Consider the following 15,348-nt stretch of genomic DNA (forward strand, 5'->3'; position numbering starts at 1 on the left):
GCGGGGGCGTAGCCCGTGTTGCTGCTATTGCGCATCGCCGGCGATGACGTCCACGAACTCGGCGTCCGAAGCGCTCAGTGCTGCGGCGCGTACGTCTTCGGCGACCTCGTGGACGTTGCGTCCTGAGGCGACGTCGAAGGTGAAGTGGACTTCGAGGCCTGCTTTGCCGTTGCGTGAGACAGATCGGATGCCTTCGATGCGTTGGTGCGGCAAGTAGGTTGCGATTTCGCCGAGTCGGCCGCCGTAGAGTTTTGCTACTCCGTTGACGGCGAGTGTGGCGTCGCGGACGCCCTCCGCAACCTCTTGGGTAACGGGGGTGTTGGCCATGATTACTGGATCTGCTGGTTTACAGACTGGTTGACTGCCTGGTAGTTGCCGTCGTCGTAGTTCTCACCTGCGGTCTCCTGCTCCGGCAGGTTGACGTCGTGGACGGTGACATCGACGCGGTCGACGATCAGGCCGGTCATGCGGGTGATGGCGACGGTGATGTTTTCGCGAATGGCGTTTGCCAGCTCGTGGATGGCGACACCGTACTCGGCGATGATGGCAACTGCGGCGGATGCGTGGCCGTCCTCGACTGCCACGTTGACGCCCTGCTGGACGTTGGTGGAGGAGGTCAGGGACTCGCGGACTGCGCCCCACATGCGGGCTGCGCCGCCGCCGAGGTTGTGGACGCCGGAGACTTCGCGTGCTGCGATGCCGGCGATCTTGCCAACAACGTTGTCGTCGATAACAGTGCTGCCGTGCTCGGTTTCGAGGTTTTCGTTGCGCGGGCGCTGCTTCTCGGTCTCGGTTGCGGTCGAGGTGGTTGCTGGGGTGTTCTTTGCAGTGTTGTTTGCAGCGTTGTTTGCGTTCTGGTCGGCCATGACGGTCCTTTCAACTGTGATGTTCATGTTCCGAGTGCGCCTATATAGATGACGCGCACGGTATGGGAACAAGGGTACACAGGTTGTCGTCGTCAAGCGGGCTTGCGTTGGTGGCAACCTTGTGTTTTAATACGCAGGTTGCCTTGACATGGGTTGACGGAAGTCGGCCGGTGGCTCGGCAAACATGACACCTTCCAGTCGGAAGACCGGTGAAGGGGCCATGGCAAATAAACAGCGGCAGTACGCGAGGGTCACGCACCCTTCCGTGTCTGATACCCGGGCATATTGCTTGTCGACGATGACGTGTCGGCCAACAACGTGCCTTGGCGGAAGCACTGAGCGTCGGCGCGTTTATTGCGCAGGTCTCAACTTCCGGATGTGTCATGACAGTCAGAAAAGACACTGGCGTTGAGCCAAGGGCCCAGCCCGGACAACGTTATAGAGAAACTAGAAGCTACAAACCCCACCGCTTCGGCCCGTTTCTCACTCCGTTCGAAACGAGCGGGAGAGAGAAGGACGAACGTGGGGATGCGAGGAAGAGGTAAGCGTGGCGGGACAGAAGATCCGCATCAGGCTGAAGGCCTACGATCACGAGGCGATCGACGCATCCGCGAAGAAGATCGTCGAGACGGTCACCCGTACGGGTGCCCGCGTCGTCGGCCCGGTGCCGTTGCCAACCCAGAAGAACGTGTACGCCGTGATTCGTTCTCCCCACAAGTACAAGGATTCTCGCGAGCACTTCGAGATGCGCACTCACAAGCGCCTCATCGACATTCTCGACCCGACGCCGAAGACGGTAGACGCGCTTATGCGCATTGATCTGCCGGCCAGCGTCGACGTGAACATCCAGTAGAGCAATCCCCAACGTAAGTAGTGGAGAACTAACACATGTCTGACAACCAGATCAAGGGCATTCTGGGCAAGAAGCTCGGCATGACCCAGATCTTCGACGAGGAGAACCGCGTTATCCCGGTTACCGTCGTCGAGGCTGGGCCGTGCGTTGTCACCCAGATCCGTACCCCTGAGACCGATGGCTACTCCGCCATCCAGATCGCTTACGGCGACATCGATCCCCGTAAGGCTAAGAAGCCGCAGGCTGGCCACTTCAAGAAGGCTGGCGTCAACCCGCGTCGCTACGTTGCTGAGATCCGCATGGACGACACCTCGGGCTACGAGCTCGGCCAGGAGTTCAATGCAACGATCTTCGAAGGCGACACCTTCGTCGACGTCGCAGGCACCACCAAGGGCCACGGCTACGCCGGTGCCATGAAGCGCCACGGCTTTGCCGGCCAGGGTGCTTCCCACGGTAACCAGGCTGCCCACCGTCGTGTGGGTTCCATCGGCGCCTGCGCGACCCCGGGTCGCGTGTTCAAGGGCACCCGTATGGCTGGCCGCATGGGCGGTAACCGCGTTACCACCCAGAACCTGAAGATTCAACGCATCGACGGCGACAACAACCTCATCCTGATCAAGGGCGCCATCCCTGGCGCAAAGGGTTCCGTTGTTACCGTCAAGACCGCAGTGAAGGGCGGTGCTCACGCATGACGAAGCTGACGCTTGACGTCCACACCGCAGACGGAGCTACCAAGGGTTCCGTCGACCTGCCGGCCGAGTACTTCGACCGCGAGGTATCCGTGGCACTCATGCACCAGGTTGTGAATGCACAGCTTGCTGCTAAGCGCCAGGGCACCCACGCAACGAAGACCCGCGGCATGGTTTCCGGCGGCGGCAAGAAGCCGTTCCGCCAGAAGGGCACCGGTCGCGCCCGTCAGGGTTCGATCCGTGCTCCGCACTACACCGGTGGTGGCATTGTGCATGGTCCGCAGCCGCGTTCCTACGCACAGCGCACCCCAAAGAAGATGATCAAGGCTGCCCTCGCCGGCGCTTTGACCAACCGTGCGCAGAACGAGCGCATCCACATCGTGGAGGATCTCGTCCCGGGCCAGACCCCGTCGACGAAGTCCGCTCGTGCATTCATCGAGCGCCTCACCGACCGCAAGTTGGTCCTGCTGGTGATCGGCCGTGATGATCAGAATTCCCGTCTCTCCGCAAGGAACCTGCCGGGCGTCCAGATCATTGAGCCGGCTCAGCTGAACACCTACGACGTCCTCAACGCTGATGACGTTGTGTTCTCGGTCGAGGCACTCCACACCTTCATCAACCGCGGCGCAGCTGTTGCCGCCGCTGCGGAGGAGGAGAAGTAAATGGCAAAGATCGCTAACCCGCGCGACATCATCATCGCCCCGGTGCTCTCTGAGAAGAGCTACGGCCTGATGGAGCAGAACACGTACACCTTCTACGTGTCCCCGTCCGCGAACAAGACCCAGATCAAGATTGCCGTGGAAGAGATTTTCGGCGTCGACGTCGCTTCGGTGAACACCGTCAACCGTGAGGGCAAGCGCAAGCGCTCCCGCACCGGTTTCGGTAAGCGTAAGGACACCAAGCGCGCCTACGTCACTCTCCGCGAGGGCAGCGACTCCATCGACATCTTCGGCGGTGCGACCGCGTAACCCGCGGCTCGCTGAAGAGACGATAGAAAAGGAACCACTATGGCTATTCGTAAGTACAAGCCGACAACTCCGGGTCGCCGTGCCAGCTCCGTGTCCGCGTTCGACGAGATCACTCGTTCGACCCCGGAAAAGACGCTGCTGCGCCCGCTCCCGAAGAAGGGTGGCCGTAACACCCACGGCCACATCACCACTCGTCACCGCGGCGGCGGCCACAAGCGTCGCTACCGTGTGATCGACTTCCGCCGCTCCGACAAGGACGGCGTGCTGGCAAAGGTTGCTCACATCGAGTACGACCCGAACCGCACCGCGAACATCGCACTGCTGCACTACTACGACGGTGAGAAGCGCTACATCATCGCCCCGAAGGGCCTGAAGCAGGGCACCATCGTCGAGGCTGGTCCGAACGCGGACATCAAGGTTGGCAACAACCTGCCGCTGCGCAACATCCCGACCGGTACGACCATCCACGCTGTGGAGCTCAAGCCGGGCGCAGGCGCAAAGCTGGCCCGTTCCGCTGGCGCGTCCATCCAGCTGCTGGGTAAGGAAGGCAACTACGCAGTTTTGCGTATGCCGTCTTCCGAAATCCGCCGCGTGGACATCCGCTGCCGTGCAACTGTTGGTGAGGTCGGCAACGCTGACCAGATCAACATCCGTTGGGGCAAGGCTGGTCGTATGCGCTGGAAGGGCTGGCGCCCGACCGTGCGTGGTGTGGTTATGAACCCGGTCGACCACCCGCACGGTGGTGGCGAGGGCAAGACCTCCGGTGGTCGTCACCCGGTCTCGCCGTGGGGCCAGAAGGAAGGCCGCACCCGCAACCCGAACCGCTATTCCAACAACATGATCGTGCGACGTCGTCGCTCGAAGAAGCGCTAAGAGGAGGTAAACAGACATGCCACGTAGCCTTAAGAAGGGCCCGTTCGTCGACGAGCACCTCCTCAACAAGGTGGATGCTCAGAACGAGGCAGGCACCAAGCAGGTCATCAAGACCTGGTCGCGCCGTTCGACCATTCTCCCCGATTTCATCGGTCACACTTTCGCCGTCCACGACGGTCGTAAGCACGTGCCGGTGTTCGTGGACGAGTCCATGGTTGGCCACAAGCTCGGCGAGTTTGCACCGACCAAGACCTTTAAGGGTCACGTCAAGGAACAGAAGGGACGTCGATAAGCAATGGCTGACACCATCACCACTGCATCCGCGACTGCCAAGTTCGTTCGCGTCTCTCCGATGAAGGCACGCCGCGTGCTTGCTCTCATCCGCAACAAGTCGGTTGCTGAGGCACTCGCTATCCTGAAGTACGCCCCGCAGGGTGCGTCCAAGGACGTTGCAAAGGTTGTTGCTTCCGCAGCAGCCAACGCGGAGAACAACTTCGGCCTGGATCCGCGCACGCTCGTCATTGCCGAGTGCTACGCAAACGAGGGCCCGACCATGCGTCGTTTCCAGCCGCGTGCACAGGGTCGCGCATTCCAGATCCGGAAGCGCACCTCTCACATCACCGTTGTTGTCGAGTCCAAGGAAGGGGCCAAGTAATGGGCCAGAAGATTCACCCACACGGCCTGCGCCTGGGTATCACTTCCGACTGGAAGTCCCACTGGTACGCCGACAAGAACTACGCCGAGTACGTCGCTGAGGACATCAAGGTCCGCGAGTGGCTCGAGAAGAACCTCGAGCGCGCTGGCATCTCCGATGTTGTCATCGAGCGCACCCGCGACCGCGTCCGTGTGGACATCCACACCGCACGTCCGGGCATTGTCATCGGCCGTCGCGGCGCTGAGGCTGACCGTATTCGCCGTGAGCTGGAGAAGCTGACCGGCAAGATGGTTGCACTGAACATCCTCGAGGTGAAGAACGTCGATGCAGACGCCACCCTGGTTGCTCAGTCCATCGCCGAGCAGCTGGTCAACCGTGTCGCGTTCCGTCGCGCCATGCGTAAGGCCATCCAGTCCGCTATGCGTAACCCGCAGGTCAAGGGCATCAAGGTTATGACGTCCGGCCGTCTCGGCGGCGCGGAAATGTCCCGTGTCGAGCGCTACCACGAGGGTCGCGTTCCGCTGCACACGCTGCGCGCGGAGATCGACTACGGCACTGCAGAAGCACACACCACCTTCGGCGTCATTGGCGTCAAGGTGTGGATCTACAAGGGCGACGTCGTCGGTGGCGTCCGCGAGTCTGAGCTCAATGCACCGAGCAACGATCGTCGTGGACGTGGCGACCGTCGCCCGCGCCGCGGCGGCCAGCGTCGCCGGGCGGCAGAGCAGAAGAAGGAGGGCTAATTCATGCTCATCCCTAAGCGCGTGAAATACCGCCGCCAGCACCGCCCGACCCGTTCTGGCGTGTCCAAGGGTGGCAACCAGATCAACTTCGGCGACTACGGCCTGCAGGCCCTCGAGCCGGCGTACATCACGAACCGCCAGATCGAGTCTGCCCGTATTGCTATCAACCGCCACGTCAAGCGTGGTGGCAAGGTCTGGATCAACATCTTCCCGGATCGTCCGCTGACCCAGAAGCCGCTCGGCGTGCGTATGGGTTCCGGTAAGGGCCCGGTGGAGAAGTGGGTGGCCAACGTCAAGCCTGGCCGCATCCTGTTCGAAATGTCCTACCCCAACGAGGAAACTGCCATTGAGGCGCTGCGCCGTGCAGGCGCGAAGCTGCCGTGCAAGGTCCGCGTCATCAAGAAGGAGGACCAGTTCTAATGGCTAACGGTACCCCCGCATCTGAGTTCCGCGAGCTCAACGACGACGAGCTGAAGGGCCGCCTCAACGAGGCGAAGGAAGAGCTGTTCAACCTGCGCTTCCAGCTTGCAACCGGCCAGCTGACCAACAACCGCCGCATCTCCACCGTGAAGCGCGACATCGCTCGCATCTACACGGTGCTGCGCGAGCGTGAGCTTGGTCTGTCCGTCGTCCCGGAGTCCACGGGAGCTGAGGCATAACCATGAGTGAGGCAAACGTGACTGAGAACACCAAGGACAAGGCCGTGCAGAAGCGCCGCCGTGGCTACGTCGTGTCCGACAAGATGGACAAGACGATCGTCGTCGAGGTTGAGGACCGCAAGTCCCACGCCCTCTACGGCAAGATCGTGCGTACCACGAAGCGCGTCAAGGCTCACGACGAGAACAACACCGCTGGTGTTGGCGATCTCGTCCACATCGAGGAGACGCGTCCGCTGTCGAAGGACAAGCACTTCCGTCTCGTCGACATCATCGAGAAGGCTCGCTAAAAGCTAGTCGCTTCTCGACGACTCCACCGCCCCGGGTTGGCTACCAACCCGGGGCGGTTTTTGCGTTTTCAACTTTTTCTGCGCCCTTACACAAGGGTACGATTTCCCGCATGTGTGGAATCGTTGGATATGTAGGCGCAAACGCGACAACGCGTGACGCGAAAGACGTAATCATCGATGGTCTTCGCCGCCTCGAATACCGCGGGTACGACTCCGCAGGTGTTGCGGTGGTGAACGACCAGTCGATCGAATGCCGGAAGAAGGCCGGCAAGGTAGCGGATCTCGAAGCGGAGATTGCTAACAACCCCATCGCAGCATCGAACCTGGGCATCGGGCATACCCGGTGGGCGACCCACGGCGGTCCGACGGATGCGAATGCTCACCCGCATGTGGTGGGAGATGGCCGTATGGCAGTGGTGCACAACGGCATCATCGAAAACTTTTCGCATTTGAAGGCTGAGCTCGCAGAGAAGGGCTACACCTTCAAGTCTGAAACCGATACTGAGGTTGCTGGCACGCTGCTGCTGGATATCTACAACACGGAAGCGGACGGGGATCTGACCCGTGCGATGCAGTTGGCAGCGAACCGTCTGGAGGGCGCGTTCACCCTGCTCGCCATCCACCCGGACCATCCAGACCGCATTGTTGCGGCGCGTTGGAACTCCCCGCTGGTGATCGGTGTAGGCGAGGGCGAGAACTTCCTGAGCTCCGACGTCGCTGGCTTCATTGAGTTCACCCGTGACGCGGTGGAGATGGACAACGGCCAGATTGTGACGTTGACGGCTGATGGCTACGACGTGATTGACTTCGACGGCACCCCCGCCGAGGCGAAGCCGTTCAAGGTTGAGTGGGATGTCACCGCTGCGGAGAAGGGTGGCTACAACTCCTTCATGGAGAAGGAGATCCATGATCAGCCGGGTGCCGTCCGCGACACGCTTTACGGTCGCTTCGACGAAGATGGCAAGTTGATGTTGGACGAGTTGCGTATCGACGAATCCGTGCTGCGCTCCATCAACAAAATCATCATCGTCGCTTGCGGTACTGCGTCGTACGCGGGCCAGGTGGCGCGTTACGCCATCGAACACTGGTGCCGTATCCCGACGGAAGTGGAGCTCGCCCACGAGTTCCGCTACCGCGACCCGATTGTCAACGAGCAGACTCTCGTCGTTGCCGTTTCCCAGTCCGGAGAGACCATGGACACGCTGATGGCTGTCCGTCACGCACGTGAGCAGGGCGCGAAGGTCGTCGCTATCTGCAACACCGTGGGCTCCTCGATCCCGCGTGAGGCGGATGCGTCGCTGTACACCTACGCAGGCCCGGAGATCGCTGTGGCGTCGACGAAGGCGTTCATCTCCCAGATCGTCGCCGCATACCTGCTGGCGCTGTACCTGGCGCAGGTGCGTGGCAACAAGTATGCCGACGAGATCCGCCAGATCATCGGCGAGCTGGAGCTGATGCCGGAGAAGATCCAGCGCGTGCTGGACAACGAAGACCAGGTCAAGCAGTTGGGCCAGGATATGGCGGATGCAAAGTCCGTGCTCTTCCTTGGCCGCCACGTCGGCTTCCCGGTCGCACTCGAGGGCGCGCTGAAGCTCAAGGAGGTTGCTTATTTGCACTCCGAGGGCTTCGCTGCAGGCGAGTTGAAGCACGGTCCGATCGCGCTGGTCGAAGAAGGCCAGCCGGTGTTCGTCATCGTGCCGTCGAAGAAGTCGCGCCACAACCTGCACGCCAAGGTCGTCTCCAACATCCAAGAGGTGCGCGCCCGTGGTGCCGTGACCATCGTGATCGCGGAAGAGGGCGACACGGATGTGGAGCAGTTTGCCAACCACATCATCCGCATCCCGGAGTCCCCGGGTTTGCTGCAGCCACTCTTGGCGACGATCCCGTTGCAGATCTTCGCCTGCGCCGTCGCAGAAGCACGCGGCCTGAACGTGGACCAGCCGCGTAACCTGGCCAAGTCCGTCACGGTGGAGTAGAAGCTACCGACCGCGCCAGGGCGCCCCGGGATTGGCGCTGCGGTATTTCATCATCTGGTGGAAGATCTCCGCAGCACCAGCCCGCTGCCCCTGTGTCGCGCTGAGCGTACCCGTGTTGTCAGGCAATGCGTCAAGCGCGAATACTCCCGGGGTGAGAACCTCTGCTAGAAATGAGGGGCAGCCGTCGCTGCGCCGACGTAGCGGGCGGCGTGGGCTTCTGCGGCGTCGATGCGTGTCCAGTCGACTGCCCAACCGGAGGTGCGCAGCATCTGATCGAAGAAAAAGCGTTGGGTCCGCGAATTACCGTCCCGGAACGGATGCACGATTGTCAATTCGCTCCAGTGATCCGCGATGGTGTTTACTGCAGCAGACTTGTCATCGGAGGAGACCGGCAGTTTCGCGATCCGGCCCATCACTCGGTCGAGTTCAGCCTCAACGTATTGCGCTCGGCACATCGCCATGCCCATCGCACTAACTTCCTCGGTGCGGATCTGGCCCGCCCAGGGGTAAATGTCCTACATGAGGTAATGGTGTGTGGACTGCAGAGATTCACGTGTGAATTCGGTCAGCAGTGGACCGTTTTCGAGCTCGCCGAGTCGTTGAGGCGCGAGGTTGCCAGCGATGCGGTCCAGCACAACCGGGTCTGTTAGCCCGAATAGGTTTTCCGGGGCCTCGTTGCTTCGTCGTGTCATGGTGTTTAGGCAGCTCCGGTGATACGTTGCCGCAGTTCACGTGCACGAGGCGTGTTTCCCAGGCCTTCCCTTTCGAGCACCTGTAGCACGGCCTCGTCGGCCGAGATATCTCCTCGCAGCTGTCGTCGCAGAAGCGCCTCGTCCTCTGCGGACATGGGTTGGCCCGCCATGATCATCGAGGCATTCACGGCGGCGACCTTCTGATCTTCGTTGCGCGGGTCAGTCATGCAGGTGATTCTAGCGGTTCGGCGAGGCGGTAGAGCTGGTGGAAGTGGTGCACCGGCCCGTGACCCTGGCCCACCTCGAGGTCGTCGGCGTGGGCGATGGCTTCGTGGAGCCAGGCGGAAGCCCACTCGACGGCGGCGGGGGCGTCGTCGAGCACAAGCCGGGTTGCAAGGGCTGCGGAGAGGGAACAGCCGGTGCCGTGGGTGTTTTTTGTGCGCACGCGGGGCACGTCCGCGATGTGGGTGTCGCCGTCGGGGGTGATCAGCGCGTTGGAGGCGTGGTCGCCGGTGAGGTGCCCGCCTTTGACCAGGACGGACACGTTCGCATCTGCTGCGTATCGACGACCCTGGGAAACCGCTTCGTCGAATGTGGTGGCGGGGGTGTCGTCGCAAAGCACTGCGAGCTCGGGGATGTTCGGGGTGACCACGGTGGCGTGCTCGCGCACGAGGGCGCGCAGAGCTTCTTCGGCGTCTTCGGTGAGGAGGCGGTCGCCGGAGGTGGCGACCATGACGGGATCGACAACAACGACGGGGACGGAGTGCTGGGCGAGGAATTCGGAGACCGTGCGGGTGGTGTCCGCATCGCCCAGCATCCCGATCTTGACGGCGTCGACTGTGACGTCGTCGAACACGGAATCCAACTGCGCGCGCAGGAATGACTGGGGTGGGGTGTGGATCTCGCGCACACCTTGTGTGTTCTGGGCGACCAGCGCGGTGACCACGCACATGCCGTAGCCACCTGCGGCGGCGATGGACTTCAGATCAGCTTGAATGCCGGCACCGCCTGTGGGGTCGGTGCCGGCAATGGAGAGAACTCTTGGGATGCGTGCCATAGGCACTGACGCTACCCGGAACTACCCAGCGGCGAGGGCGATGCGCTCGGCAAAACGGGAATAGTCTTCGCGGATAGCCAACAGCGGCTGGGACACAGCAGTTTCGGAGGCCGCGGCCACCTCTTTTTGGATGGCGTAGCGCGTTCGGCGTTTCACCCCGGATCCCAACATGCCGCCGAATGCTGCGGATATCAATCCGATGATTACACCGGTGAGTAAGCCAGCCATGATCAGCAGGGTAGGAATCGGCCAGCCTTCTACATCCGGTACCAGATCGGTGCCGAGCAGCGGTGTGAGCACGCCCGGCACGAAGGCGACCAGCAGGTACCACAGCACGCCGATCAGGGCGGCGAGCAGCGCAAACCACTGGAAGATGGTCAGCACTGCCCAGCCCTTGGACGGCTCCGCGGGCAGTTTCGCACGGGCCACAGCGCGGTCCAGTTCGGCGGGAAGGCCGGTGGAGATCTCCTCGGACCGGTCCGCCACGGCCGCAGCCCACTCGTGTGGCAGCCCTTCGCCAACGGCGGTGGCGTAATCGCGAAGACCCGAGTTGGCTACGGCTTTGGAGGCGGCGTCGAGTTCCGGCATGGAGGTGCGGTGCACGCCCAGTTCGTCGGGATCCTCGCGCAGCCCTAAGCGACGAAGCGGGTCGGGTTTGAAGCGGGTGATCCAGGAGGTCAGCAGCCAGCCGGTGCGTTGGCGCAGGCGTTTGCGGTAGGCGGCAGCGGTGATGCCCGCGATGCGTTCTGCACCCGCGGCCTTGGTCAGTGCGGTGTCGAGGTCACGCTTGGCGTGCTTGTCCACACCACCGGCCCCCTTCGTTCCAGCGTAGGGGGCGGCAACGGAAGCAATGTCGGCCTCGATGCGGGCAGTCTGCGCATTGTGGGCCTTTGCCACGCGCGCGATCGCGCCGCGCAGGTCTTCGATACCAGCGCCGGTCAGGGTGGAGGTGGGGATGACGTGGACGTTGGTCAGGCCGTCGTCGAGAAGCAGGCCCGCATAAGAGCCAGCTACGGTGTCCACGTCGCGCTCCGCCAAAAGGTCGGCTTTGTTCAGCACTGCCAGTGTGACCGCGGAGTGGTTCGCGTGCGGGCGGATGAACTGGTCATGGATGACACTGTCGGCGTACTTCTCGGGGTCGGACACCCACACGAGCACGTCGACCTGGCCGGCGAGGCGTTCGGCGATGACGCGGTTGGAGGCCTCTACCGAGTCGAAGTCGGGAAGATCCAGCAGGATCAGCGGGCCAGCATTTTTGGTAAACTCGCCTTGGCGCTCGCGGCGGTCTTCCACGCCGAGCCAGTCCAGGAGTTCCTCAGAGCCTTCCGGCTGCCAGATTGCGGCCAGGGGAGAGGACGTGGTTGGGCGGCGCGCCGCTGCTTTGCCCAGGTCCTCGCCGACAACGGCGTTGAACAGCGAGGTTTTACCGGAACCGGTCGCGCCGAAAAAGCCCACGACGGTGTGCTCGGCGGACAGGGCGCGACGCTCGGCGCCAGCCTTGGCCACGCGTTCTAGGCGTTCGCGTTGCTCGCCGGACAGGTACGGTGCACCAATTTCGGCAGCGTCCTCGAGCGCGCTCAGCCGTTTGCTCAGCCCAATCTTTTTGCTAAACAGCGCCATTGTCGGACCCCTTTCGGAAGTTGCCGCGAAGCTGGTCAAACAGGCCACGCAGGGCGCTGTTGTTCAGGTCGTCGTTGGGGGTGTCGTCGATACGCGCGGGCACTTGCTTGTCGACGACCCCCAGCAGCTTCGCATCCACCGCCCGGCGAGCCTGCTGGGAGGCATCGCGGATCTGCTCGGCCGTTGCGCCTTCGAGCAACGGGTCGGTGAACACGTGGTAGCGGTCGCGCTCGGCAGCAAAGAGTTCGCCAAGGCGCTCGTTGAGGTCGTTGCGGGCCTGAGTGACCATGCGGCGCACCGTGTCTTCGCCGAAGATGGTCTCCAAAAGCTTCTGGCCAAGTACCGCAGAACCGCCCGCGATGGCCACCTCGCCGCCAGTCAAACCTGCGGTGGAGGCGAACACTGTAAGCATGAGTGCCACGGTGACCACGTTGAGCCCAAAGGACATGAGACGGGCGCGCTGACGCTTATCGCCAGCAGTGTCCTGGATGTGTCCGACGAGTTCTTGCTGCCAGTCTCGCACCAGTTTCGCCGCCTGATCGGAAATGTCGGCGCTGGCGCGTGCGAGAGCTGGATCGGCGTCGGTGCGCAGCTCAGGCGCGACCGCACCGGTATGCGCCCAGGCGCGCGATGCTGCGGATTCGGCAGCATCGACGATGACTGCGTGCAGACCAGACTCGATCTCGGTCTCCACCTCACGCAGCGGAGCGGGCTGACCGGTGAAGAAACTGCCCACCTTATCTATTGCGCTGCTGAACCAGCGCTCGAATCCACGGAACACGTCAGAGGTACCGATGACGTCCTGCCAGCGGTCCATGACCTCGGAGCGCAGCAACTGTCCGTCGGAAGTCGCGTCGATGACCTGACGGTTGGCGGTGGTGTAAAACTCGTGGATCGATGCGTCGAGCTGGTTGGCAAACGCCTCCTGACGCTCACGGCGGCCGACCAAGGTATCCACTCGATCAAGCGCAGTCTGAACCGCGCCGGCCACAGTCTTGCCAGCCACGTCGCGCCGGGCGACGGTGTCCTCGGCGAGTGTGGTCAGGTAATCGCGCAGTGAAGCGACAAGGCCTTCGGCGAGAAACTCCCCGGACTCTCCAGACTTCTCCGCGCCAAGGTCCGCGACGAACGGCACAGTAAAGACTGTTGCGTCGTGCAAGCCAGCCTCATTCATCATGCGGCGCAGATCGTCCGGCACGGTTTCGGCTGCCTTCTCGTCCAGGCGGTTGAGTACCACCACAACTTCGATGCCGCGGCCAGCGGCGTCGTGGAGGAAGTTCCACACAAGTTGATCGGCGTAGCGCGCCGGGGTGGTGACGAACACCCACAGATCCGCAGCCGCAAGGAGCTGACTTGCCAGGGCTCGGTTTTTGTCGTCGATGGAGTCGAAATCGGGGGCGTCGAGAAGCGCAAGGCCCTCGGGCACGCTTTGCGTATCTACGACTCGCAGCGTCGTCGATTGCTCGTTGCCCGCGCCGTGCGAGCGCGTCAGGCCTGGCAGTACCTGTGGGGAGTTAAACCAATCAGCATCTGCTGGGTTTGCCACTAGCACTGGCTGCCGGGTGGTGGGACGGATGACGCCTGGGTTGGAGACCCGCTCGCGCAGCAATGCATTGACAAGCGTGGACTTACCAGAGCCGGTGGAGCCGCCGATCACGGCGAGCAGCGGCGCGTCCAGGTTGGCGAGGCGGGGCAGGACATAGTCGTCGAGCTGGTTGACAATTGCGCGGGCCTCTGGGGCTGCATCAATAGGTAAGGCAGTGTCCGCGAGGGCATCGCGAACACTGCGAACAGCTTCGAGGACGTCAGGTGTCTGGGTACTCACCCGTCTCATTTTGGCAGAGACGCCCAAGGTGAGGGGAGTTAGTCCTTGTTGGTTAGTCCTTGTAACCGGTCTTGGTCAGGTTCAGCCATCCGTAGAGGCCGCCCATGATGAACCCGCCGCCGACGAAGTTGCCCAGCCAAACGACCACCCAGTTGCGGATGACGTTCCAGTTGGTGAAGCCTTCGATGGTTTCAGGGCCGAGCGTAAACCCGCCCAGGCTGGTGAGGATGAAGTTCGCGATGGAGTGCTCGTAGCTCATGGTGGCAAACGACGGGATGATCAGGATGACACCCCACAGCTTCGCGCTGAAGTCCTTGCCGGCCTGGGTGGCCAGCATGAAGGCGATGTTGACCACGACGTTTGCCAGGATCGCTTCAACGAACAGGGTGGAACTGGATTTTTGCAGCTTGGCGACGAGCAAATCGTGGAGGAATCCGTCCACCTCGACCATCTGGCCCATGGTGGTCCGGGAAATCAGCCATGAAATCGCCACTGCACCAATGAGGTTGAACACGGTGACAAAGAAGACGAGGAGGAACCCGCGGGTGATGGTGTTGAGCCTATGGATGGCGCCATAGGTCATGAACATCATGTCACCTGTGGCGAGTTCGCCTTGCAAGACGATGATGATGTACAGCGTTGACGCGAAGATGGCGCCGAAGGCGTATTTGCCCCAGCCGGGGGCGTAGCCGTCGAGTAGTTGTGCCGTGGATGCGGCGAATGCCGTCATGATGCCCAGGTACACGCCCGCGAGCACGGAGCGCGTGGCAAATCGGGCAGGTTCTGTCGAGAACAGATCGACCTTATTCTTGATTGCCTCGGGGGCAGCTTCGTAGAAACTCACGCCCTCCAATGTACAAGAGGTACTACCTTAAAAGGAAATGTGGTAATACCTATTCGGCGATTGGAAAGCTTTGGGAAATCGTGAAAGAAAATGAGAATTCTGCCAAAAACCGTAAAACGTCACGGTAATGTTCGGTGAGCAAGGTCGTTCAAGCTGCGGCCGATGCCTACCGTTCATTAAGAAAATTGGAGACTCACATGAAGCTTCGTCGTCTTGTTGCTGCGGCGGCCGTCGCAACCACCGTTGCTGTTGCTGCTCCGGCTGCTACCGCTCAGCCTGCTCCGGAACCGCTGAACCGTGTTCTGTACGAGATTTACAAGGTCGGTGGCTGGGAAGCCCAGAACATCATTCTGCTGCCGGCAGCGCTCTCTTCGCTGAGCGTTGTCATCTCGATCATTCAGTCCATCGTCTCTGCTGCTAAGTAAGCCGCGACACGTACACACCTCCCCTGAAAGGAAAAGAACATGAAGTTCCGTCGTCTCGCCGCTGTTGCTCTTGCGGCATCTGTTGCTATCGGTGCTGGTGCTCCTGTCGCTGAGGCTGCGACCTACCCGGAGCCGCTCAACCAGGTTCTTAATGAGATGCGTGCCCTCGGTGGCCCGCTGGCCCCGAACCTGCTGCTGGTCCCAGCTGCACTGTCCTCTGTGGGCTGGATCATCACCATCCTGTCGATTACCAGCGTGCTCGGCCTCGGCACTATTGCCGCAAGCACTGTCTAATGTTGCGCTAACGCTGCGACAC

At 61.9% G+C, this 15,348-nt stretch carries 22 protein-coding genes and 1 pseudogene; 14 read left to right on the forward strand and 9 right to left on the reverse strand.

Annotated features, from left to right (window positions below; all coding sequences use genetic code 11):
* Nucleotides 1-24: 24 nt before the first annotated feature.
* Both HMPREF3145_RS07980 and HMPREF3145_RS07985 read right to left on the reverse strand, forming a co-directional pair.
* Complete coding sequence (locus HMPREF3145_RS07980) at nucleotides 25-327, reverse strand: hypothetical protein (RefSeq protein WP_070422711.1); 303 nt, start codon at nucleotides 325-327, stop codon at nucleotides 25-27.
* Nucleotides 328-329: 2 nt separating this feature from the next.
* Complete coding sequence (locus tag HMPREF3145_RS07985) at nucleotides 330-893, reverse strand: Asp23/Gls24 family envelope stress response protein (protein WP_246817556.1); 564 nt, start codon at nucleotides 891-893, stop codon at nucleotides 330-332.
* Between the two features lie 520 nt (nucleotides 894-1,413).
* Here HMPREF3145_RS07985 and rpsJ point away from each other — a divergent pair.
* From rpsJ to glmS, 12 genes are all read left to right on the forward strand, one after another.
* A complete protein-coding gene (gene rpsJ / locus HMPREF3145_RS07990) occupies nucleotides 1,414-1,719 on the forward strand; it encodes a 30S ribosomal protein S10 (RefSeq protein WP_034997227.1) in 306 nt (101 codons plus the stop codon).
* A 35-nt stretch (nucleotides 1,720-1,754) separates the two neighbouring features.
* Nucleotides 1,755-2,411 (forward strand): 50S ribosomal protein L3, encoded by a 657-nt coding sequence (gene rplC / locus HMPREF3145_RS07995; protein WP_070422712.1) that lies wholly within the window; start codon nucleotides 1,755-1,757, stop codon nucleotides 2,409-2,411.
* Complete coding sequence (rplD, locus tag HMPREF3145_RS08000; RefSeq protein WP_070422713.1) at nucleotides 2,408-3,070, forward strand: 50S ribosomal protein L4; 663 nt, start codon at nucleotides 2,408-2,410, stop codon at nucleotides 3,068-3,070. Before rplC ends, rplD begins: the two co-directional genes overlap by 4 nt.
* A complete protein-coding gene (rplW, locus tag HMPREF3145_RS08005; protein WP_070422714.1) occupies nucleotides 3,071-3,376 on the forward strand; it encodes a 50S ribosomal protein L23 in 306 nt (101 codons plus the stop codon).
* A gap of 39 nt (nucleotides 3,377-3,415) precedes the next feature.
* Nucleotides 3,416-4,249 carry a 50S ribosomal protein L2 gene (gene rplB / locus HMPREF3145_RS08010; RefSeq protein ID WP_070422715.1) on the forward strand — a complete coding sequence of 278 codons (834 nt, stop codon included), beginning with the start codon at nucleotides 3,416-3,418 and terminating at the stop codon, nucleotides 4,247-4,249.
* A gap of 16 nt (nucleotides 4,250-4,265) precedes the next feature.
* Nucleotides 4,266-4,541, forward strand: coding sequence for a 30S ribosomal protein S19 (gene rpsS / locus HMPREF3145_RS08015; RefSeq protein ID WP_018017481.1), 276 nt, complete (start codon nucleotides 4,266-4,268; stop codon nucleotides 4,539-4,541).
* Nucleotides 4,542-4,544: 3 nt separating this feature from the next.
* Nucleotides 4,545-4,904: a 50S ribosomal protein L22 gene (gene rplV / locus HMPREF3145_RS08020; RefSeq protein WP_070422716.1), complete on the forward strand. Its 360-nt coding sequence runs from the start codon at nucleotides 4,545-4,547 to the stop codon at nucleotides 4,902-4,904.
* Nucleotides 4,904-5,647 carry a 30S ribosomal protein S3 gene (gene rpsC, locus HMPREF3145_RS08025; RefSeq protein ID WP_070422717.1) on the forward strand — a complete coding sequence of 248 codons (744 nt, stop codon included), beginning with the start codon at nucleotides 4,904-4,906 and terminating at the stop codon, nucleotides 5,645-5,647. The genes rplV and rpsC overlap by 1 nt, the downstream gene beginning before the upstream one ends.
* A gap of 3 nt (nucleotides 5,648-5,650) precedes the next feature.
* Nucleotides 5,651-6,067: a 50S ribosomal protein L16 gene (rplP, locus tag HMPREF3145_RS08030; RefSeq protein ID WP_070422718.1), complete on the forward strand. Its 417-nt coding sequence runs from the start codon at nucleotides 5,651-5,653 to the stop codon at nucleotides 6,065-6,067.
* Nucleotides 6,067-6,306: a 50S ribosomal protein L29 gene (rpmC, locus tag HMPREF3145_RS08035; protein ID WP_070422719.1), complete on the forward strand. Its 240-nt coding sequence runs from the start codon at nucleotides 6,067-6,069 to the stop codon at nucleotides 6,304-6,306. Before rplP ends, rpmC begins: the two co-directional genes overlap by 1 nt.
* A 2-nt stretch (nucleotides 6,307-6,308) precedes the next feature.
* A complete protein-coding gene (gene rpsQ / locus HMPREF3145_RS08040) occupies nucleotides 6,309-6,593 on the forward strand; it encodes a 30S ribosomal protein S17 (protein ID WP_070422720.1) in 285 nt (94 codons plus the stop codon).
* A 110-nt stretch (nucleotides 6,594-6,703) separates the two neighbouring features.
* On the forward strand, nucleotides 6,704-8,569 hold the full coding sequence (gene glmS, locus HMPREF3145_RS08045; RefSeq protein ID WP_070422721.1) for a glutamine--fructose-6-phosphate transaminase (isomerizing): 1,866 nt from the start codon (nucleotides 6,704-6,706) through the stop codon (nucleotides 8,567-8,569).
* A 164-nt stretch (nucleotides 8,570-8,733) separates the two neighbouring features.
* On the opposite strand, the gene HMPREF3145_RS12040 is transcribed toward glmS, so the two are convergent.
* From HMPREF3145_RS12040 to HMPREF3145_RS08075, 7 genes and pseudogenes are all read right to left on the reverse strand, one after another.
* The gene (locus HMPREF3145_RS12040) at nucleotides 8,734-9,081 is read right to left on the reverse strand and encodes a Fic family protein (RefSeq protein ID WP_371325705.1); all 348 of its coding nucleotides are present in this window, start codon (nucleotides 9,079-9,081) and stop codon (nucleotides 8,734-8,736) included.
* Between the two features lie 3 nt (nucleotides 9,082-9,084).
* Nucleotides 9,085-9,261 carry a hypothetical protein gene (locus HMPREF3145_RS12045; protein ID WP_246817559.1) on the reverse strand — a complete coding sequence of 59 codons (177 nt, stop codon included), beginning with the start codon at nucleotides 9,259-9,261 and terminating at the stop codon, nucleotides 9,085-9,087.
* Nucleotides 9,262-9,266: 5 nt separating this feature from the next.
* Nucleotides 9,267-9,488 carry an antitoxin VbhA family protein gene (locus HMPREF3145_RS08055; protein ID WP_070422723.1) on the reverse strand — a complete coding sequence of 74 codons (222 nt, stop codon included), beginning with the start codon at nucleotides 9,486-9,488 and terminating at the stop codon, nucleotides 9,267-9,269.
* Between the two features lie 5 nt (nucleotides 9,489-9,493).
* Nucleotides 9,494-10,318, reverse strand: a pseudogene (gene thiD, locus HMPREF3145_RS08060) (bifunctional hydroxymethylpyrimidine kinase/phosphomethylpyrimidine kinase); the annotation flags it as partial.
* Between the two features lie 21 nt (nucleotides 10,319-10,339).
* On the reverse strand, nucleotides 10,340-11,938 hold the full coding sequence (locus HMPREF3145_RS08065) for a GTPase (RefSeq protein WP_210384180.1): 1,599 nt from the start codon (nucleotides 11,936-11,938) through the stop codon (nucleotides 10,340-10,342).
* Nucleotides 11,925-13,763 carry a GTPase gene (locus HMPREF3145_RS08070; RefSeq protein WP_246817561.1) on the reverse strand — a complete coding sequence of 613 codons (1,839 nt, stop codon included), beginning with the start codon at nucleotides 13,761-13,763 and terminating at the stop codon, nucleotides 11,925-11,927. The genes HMPREF3145_RS08065 and HMPREF3145_RS08070 overlap by 14 nt, the downstream gene beginning before the upstream one ends.
* A 52-nt stretch (nucleotides 13,764-13,815) precedes the next feature.
* Entirely contained in the window at nucleotides 13,816-14,607 is a 792-nt protein-coding gene (locus tag HMPREF3145_RS08075) for a formate/nitrite transporter family protein (RefSeq protein ID WP_070422867.1), read from the reverse strand.
* A 197-nt stretch (nucleotides 14,608-14,804) separates the two neighbouring features.
* Here HMPREF3145_RS08075 and HMPREF3145_RS08080 point away from each other — a divergent pair, with 197 nt between their 5' ends.
* Nucleotides 14,805-15,032, forward strand: a complete 228-nt coding sequence (locus HMPREF3145_RS08080; protein WP_070422725.1) for a hypothetical protein — start codon at nucleotides 14,805-14,807, stop codon at nucleotides 15,030-15,032.
* 39 nt (nucleotides 15,033-15,071) lie between these two features.
* Nucleotides 15,072-15,326, forward strand: a complete 255-nt coding sequence (locus HMPREF3145_RS08085; protein WP_070422726.1) for a hypothetical protein — start codon at nucleotides 15,072-15,074, stop codon at nucleotides 15,324-15,326.
* Nucleotides 15,327-15,348 lie beyond the last annotated feature (22 nt).

The organism is Corynebacterium sp. HMSC05C01 (assembly GCF_001807155.1).
GTDB lineage: Bacteria > Actinomycetota > Actinomycetes > Mycobacteriales > Mycobacteriaceae > Corynebacterium > Corynebacterium coyleae.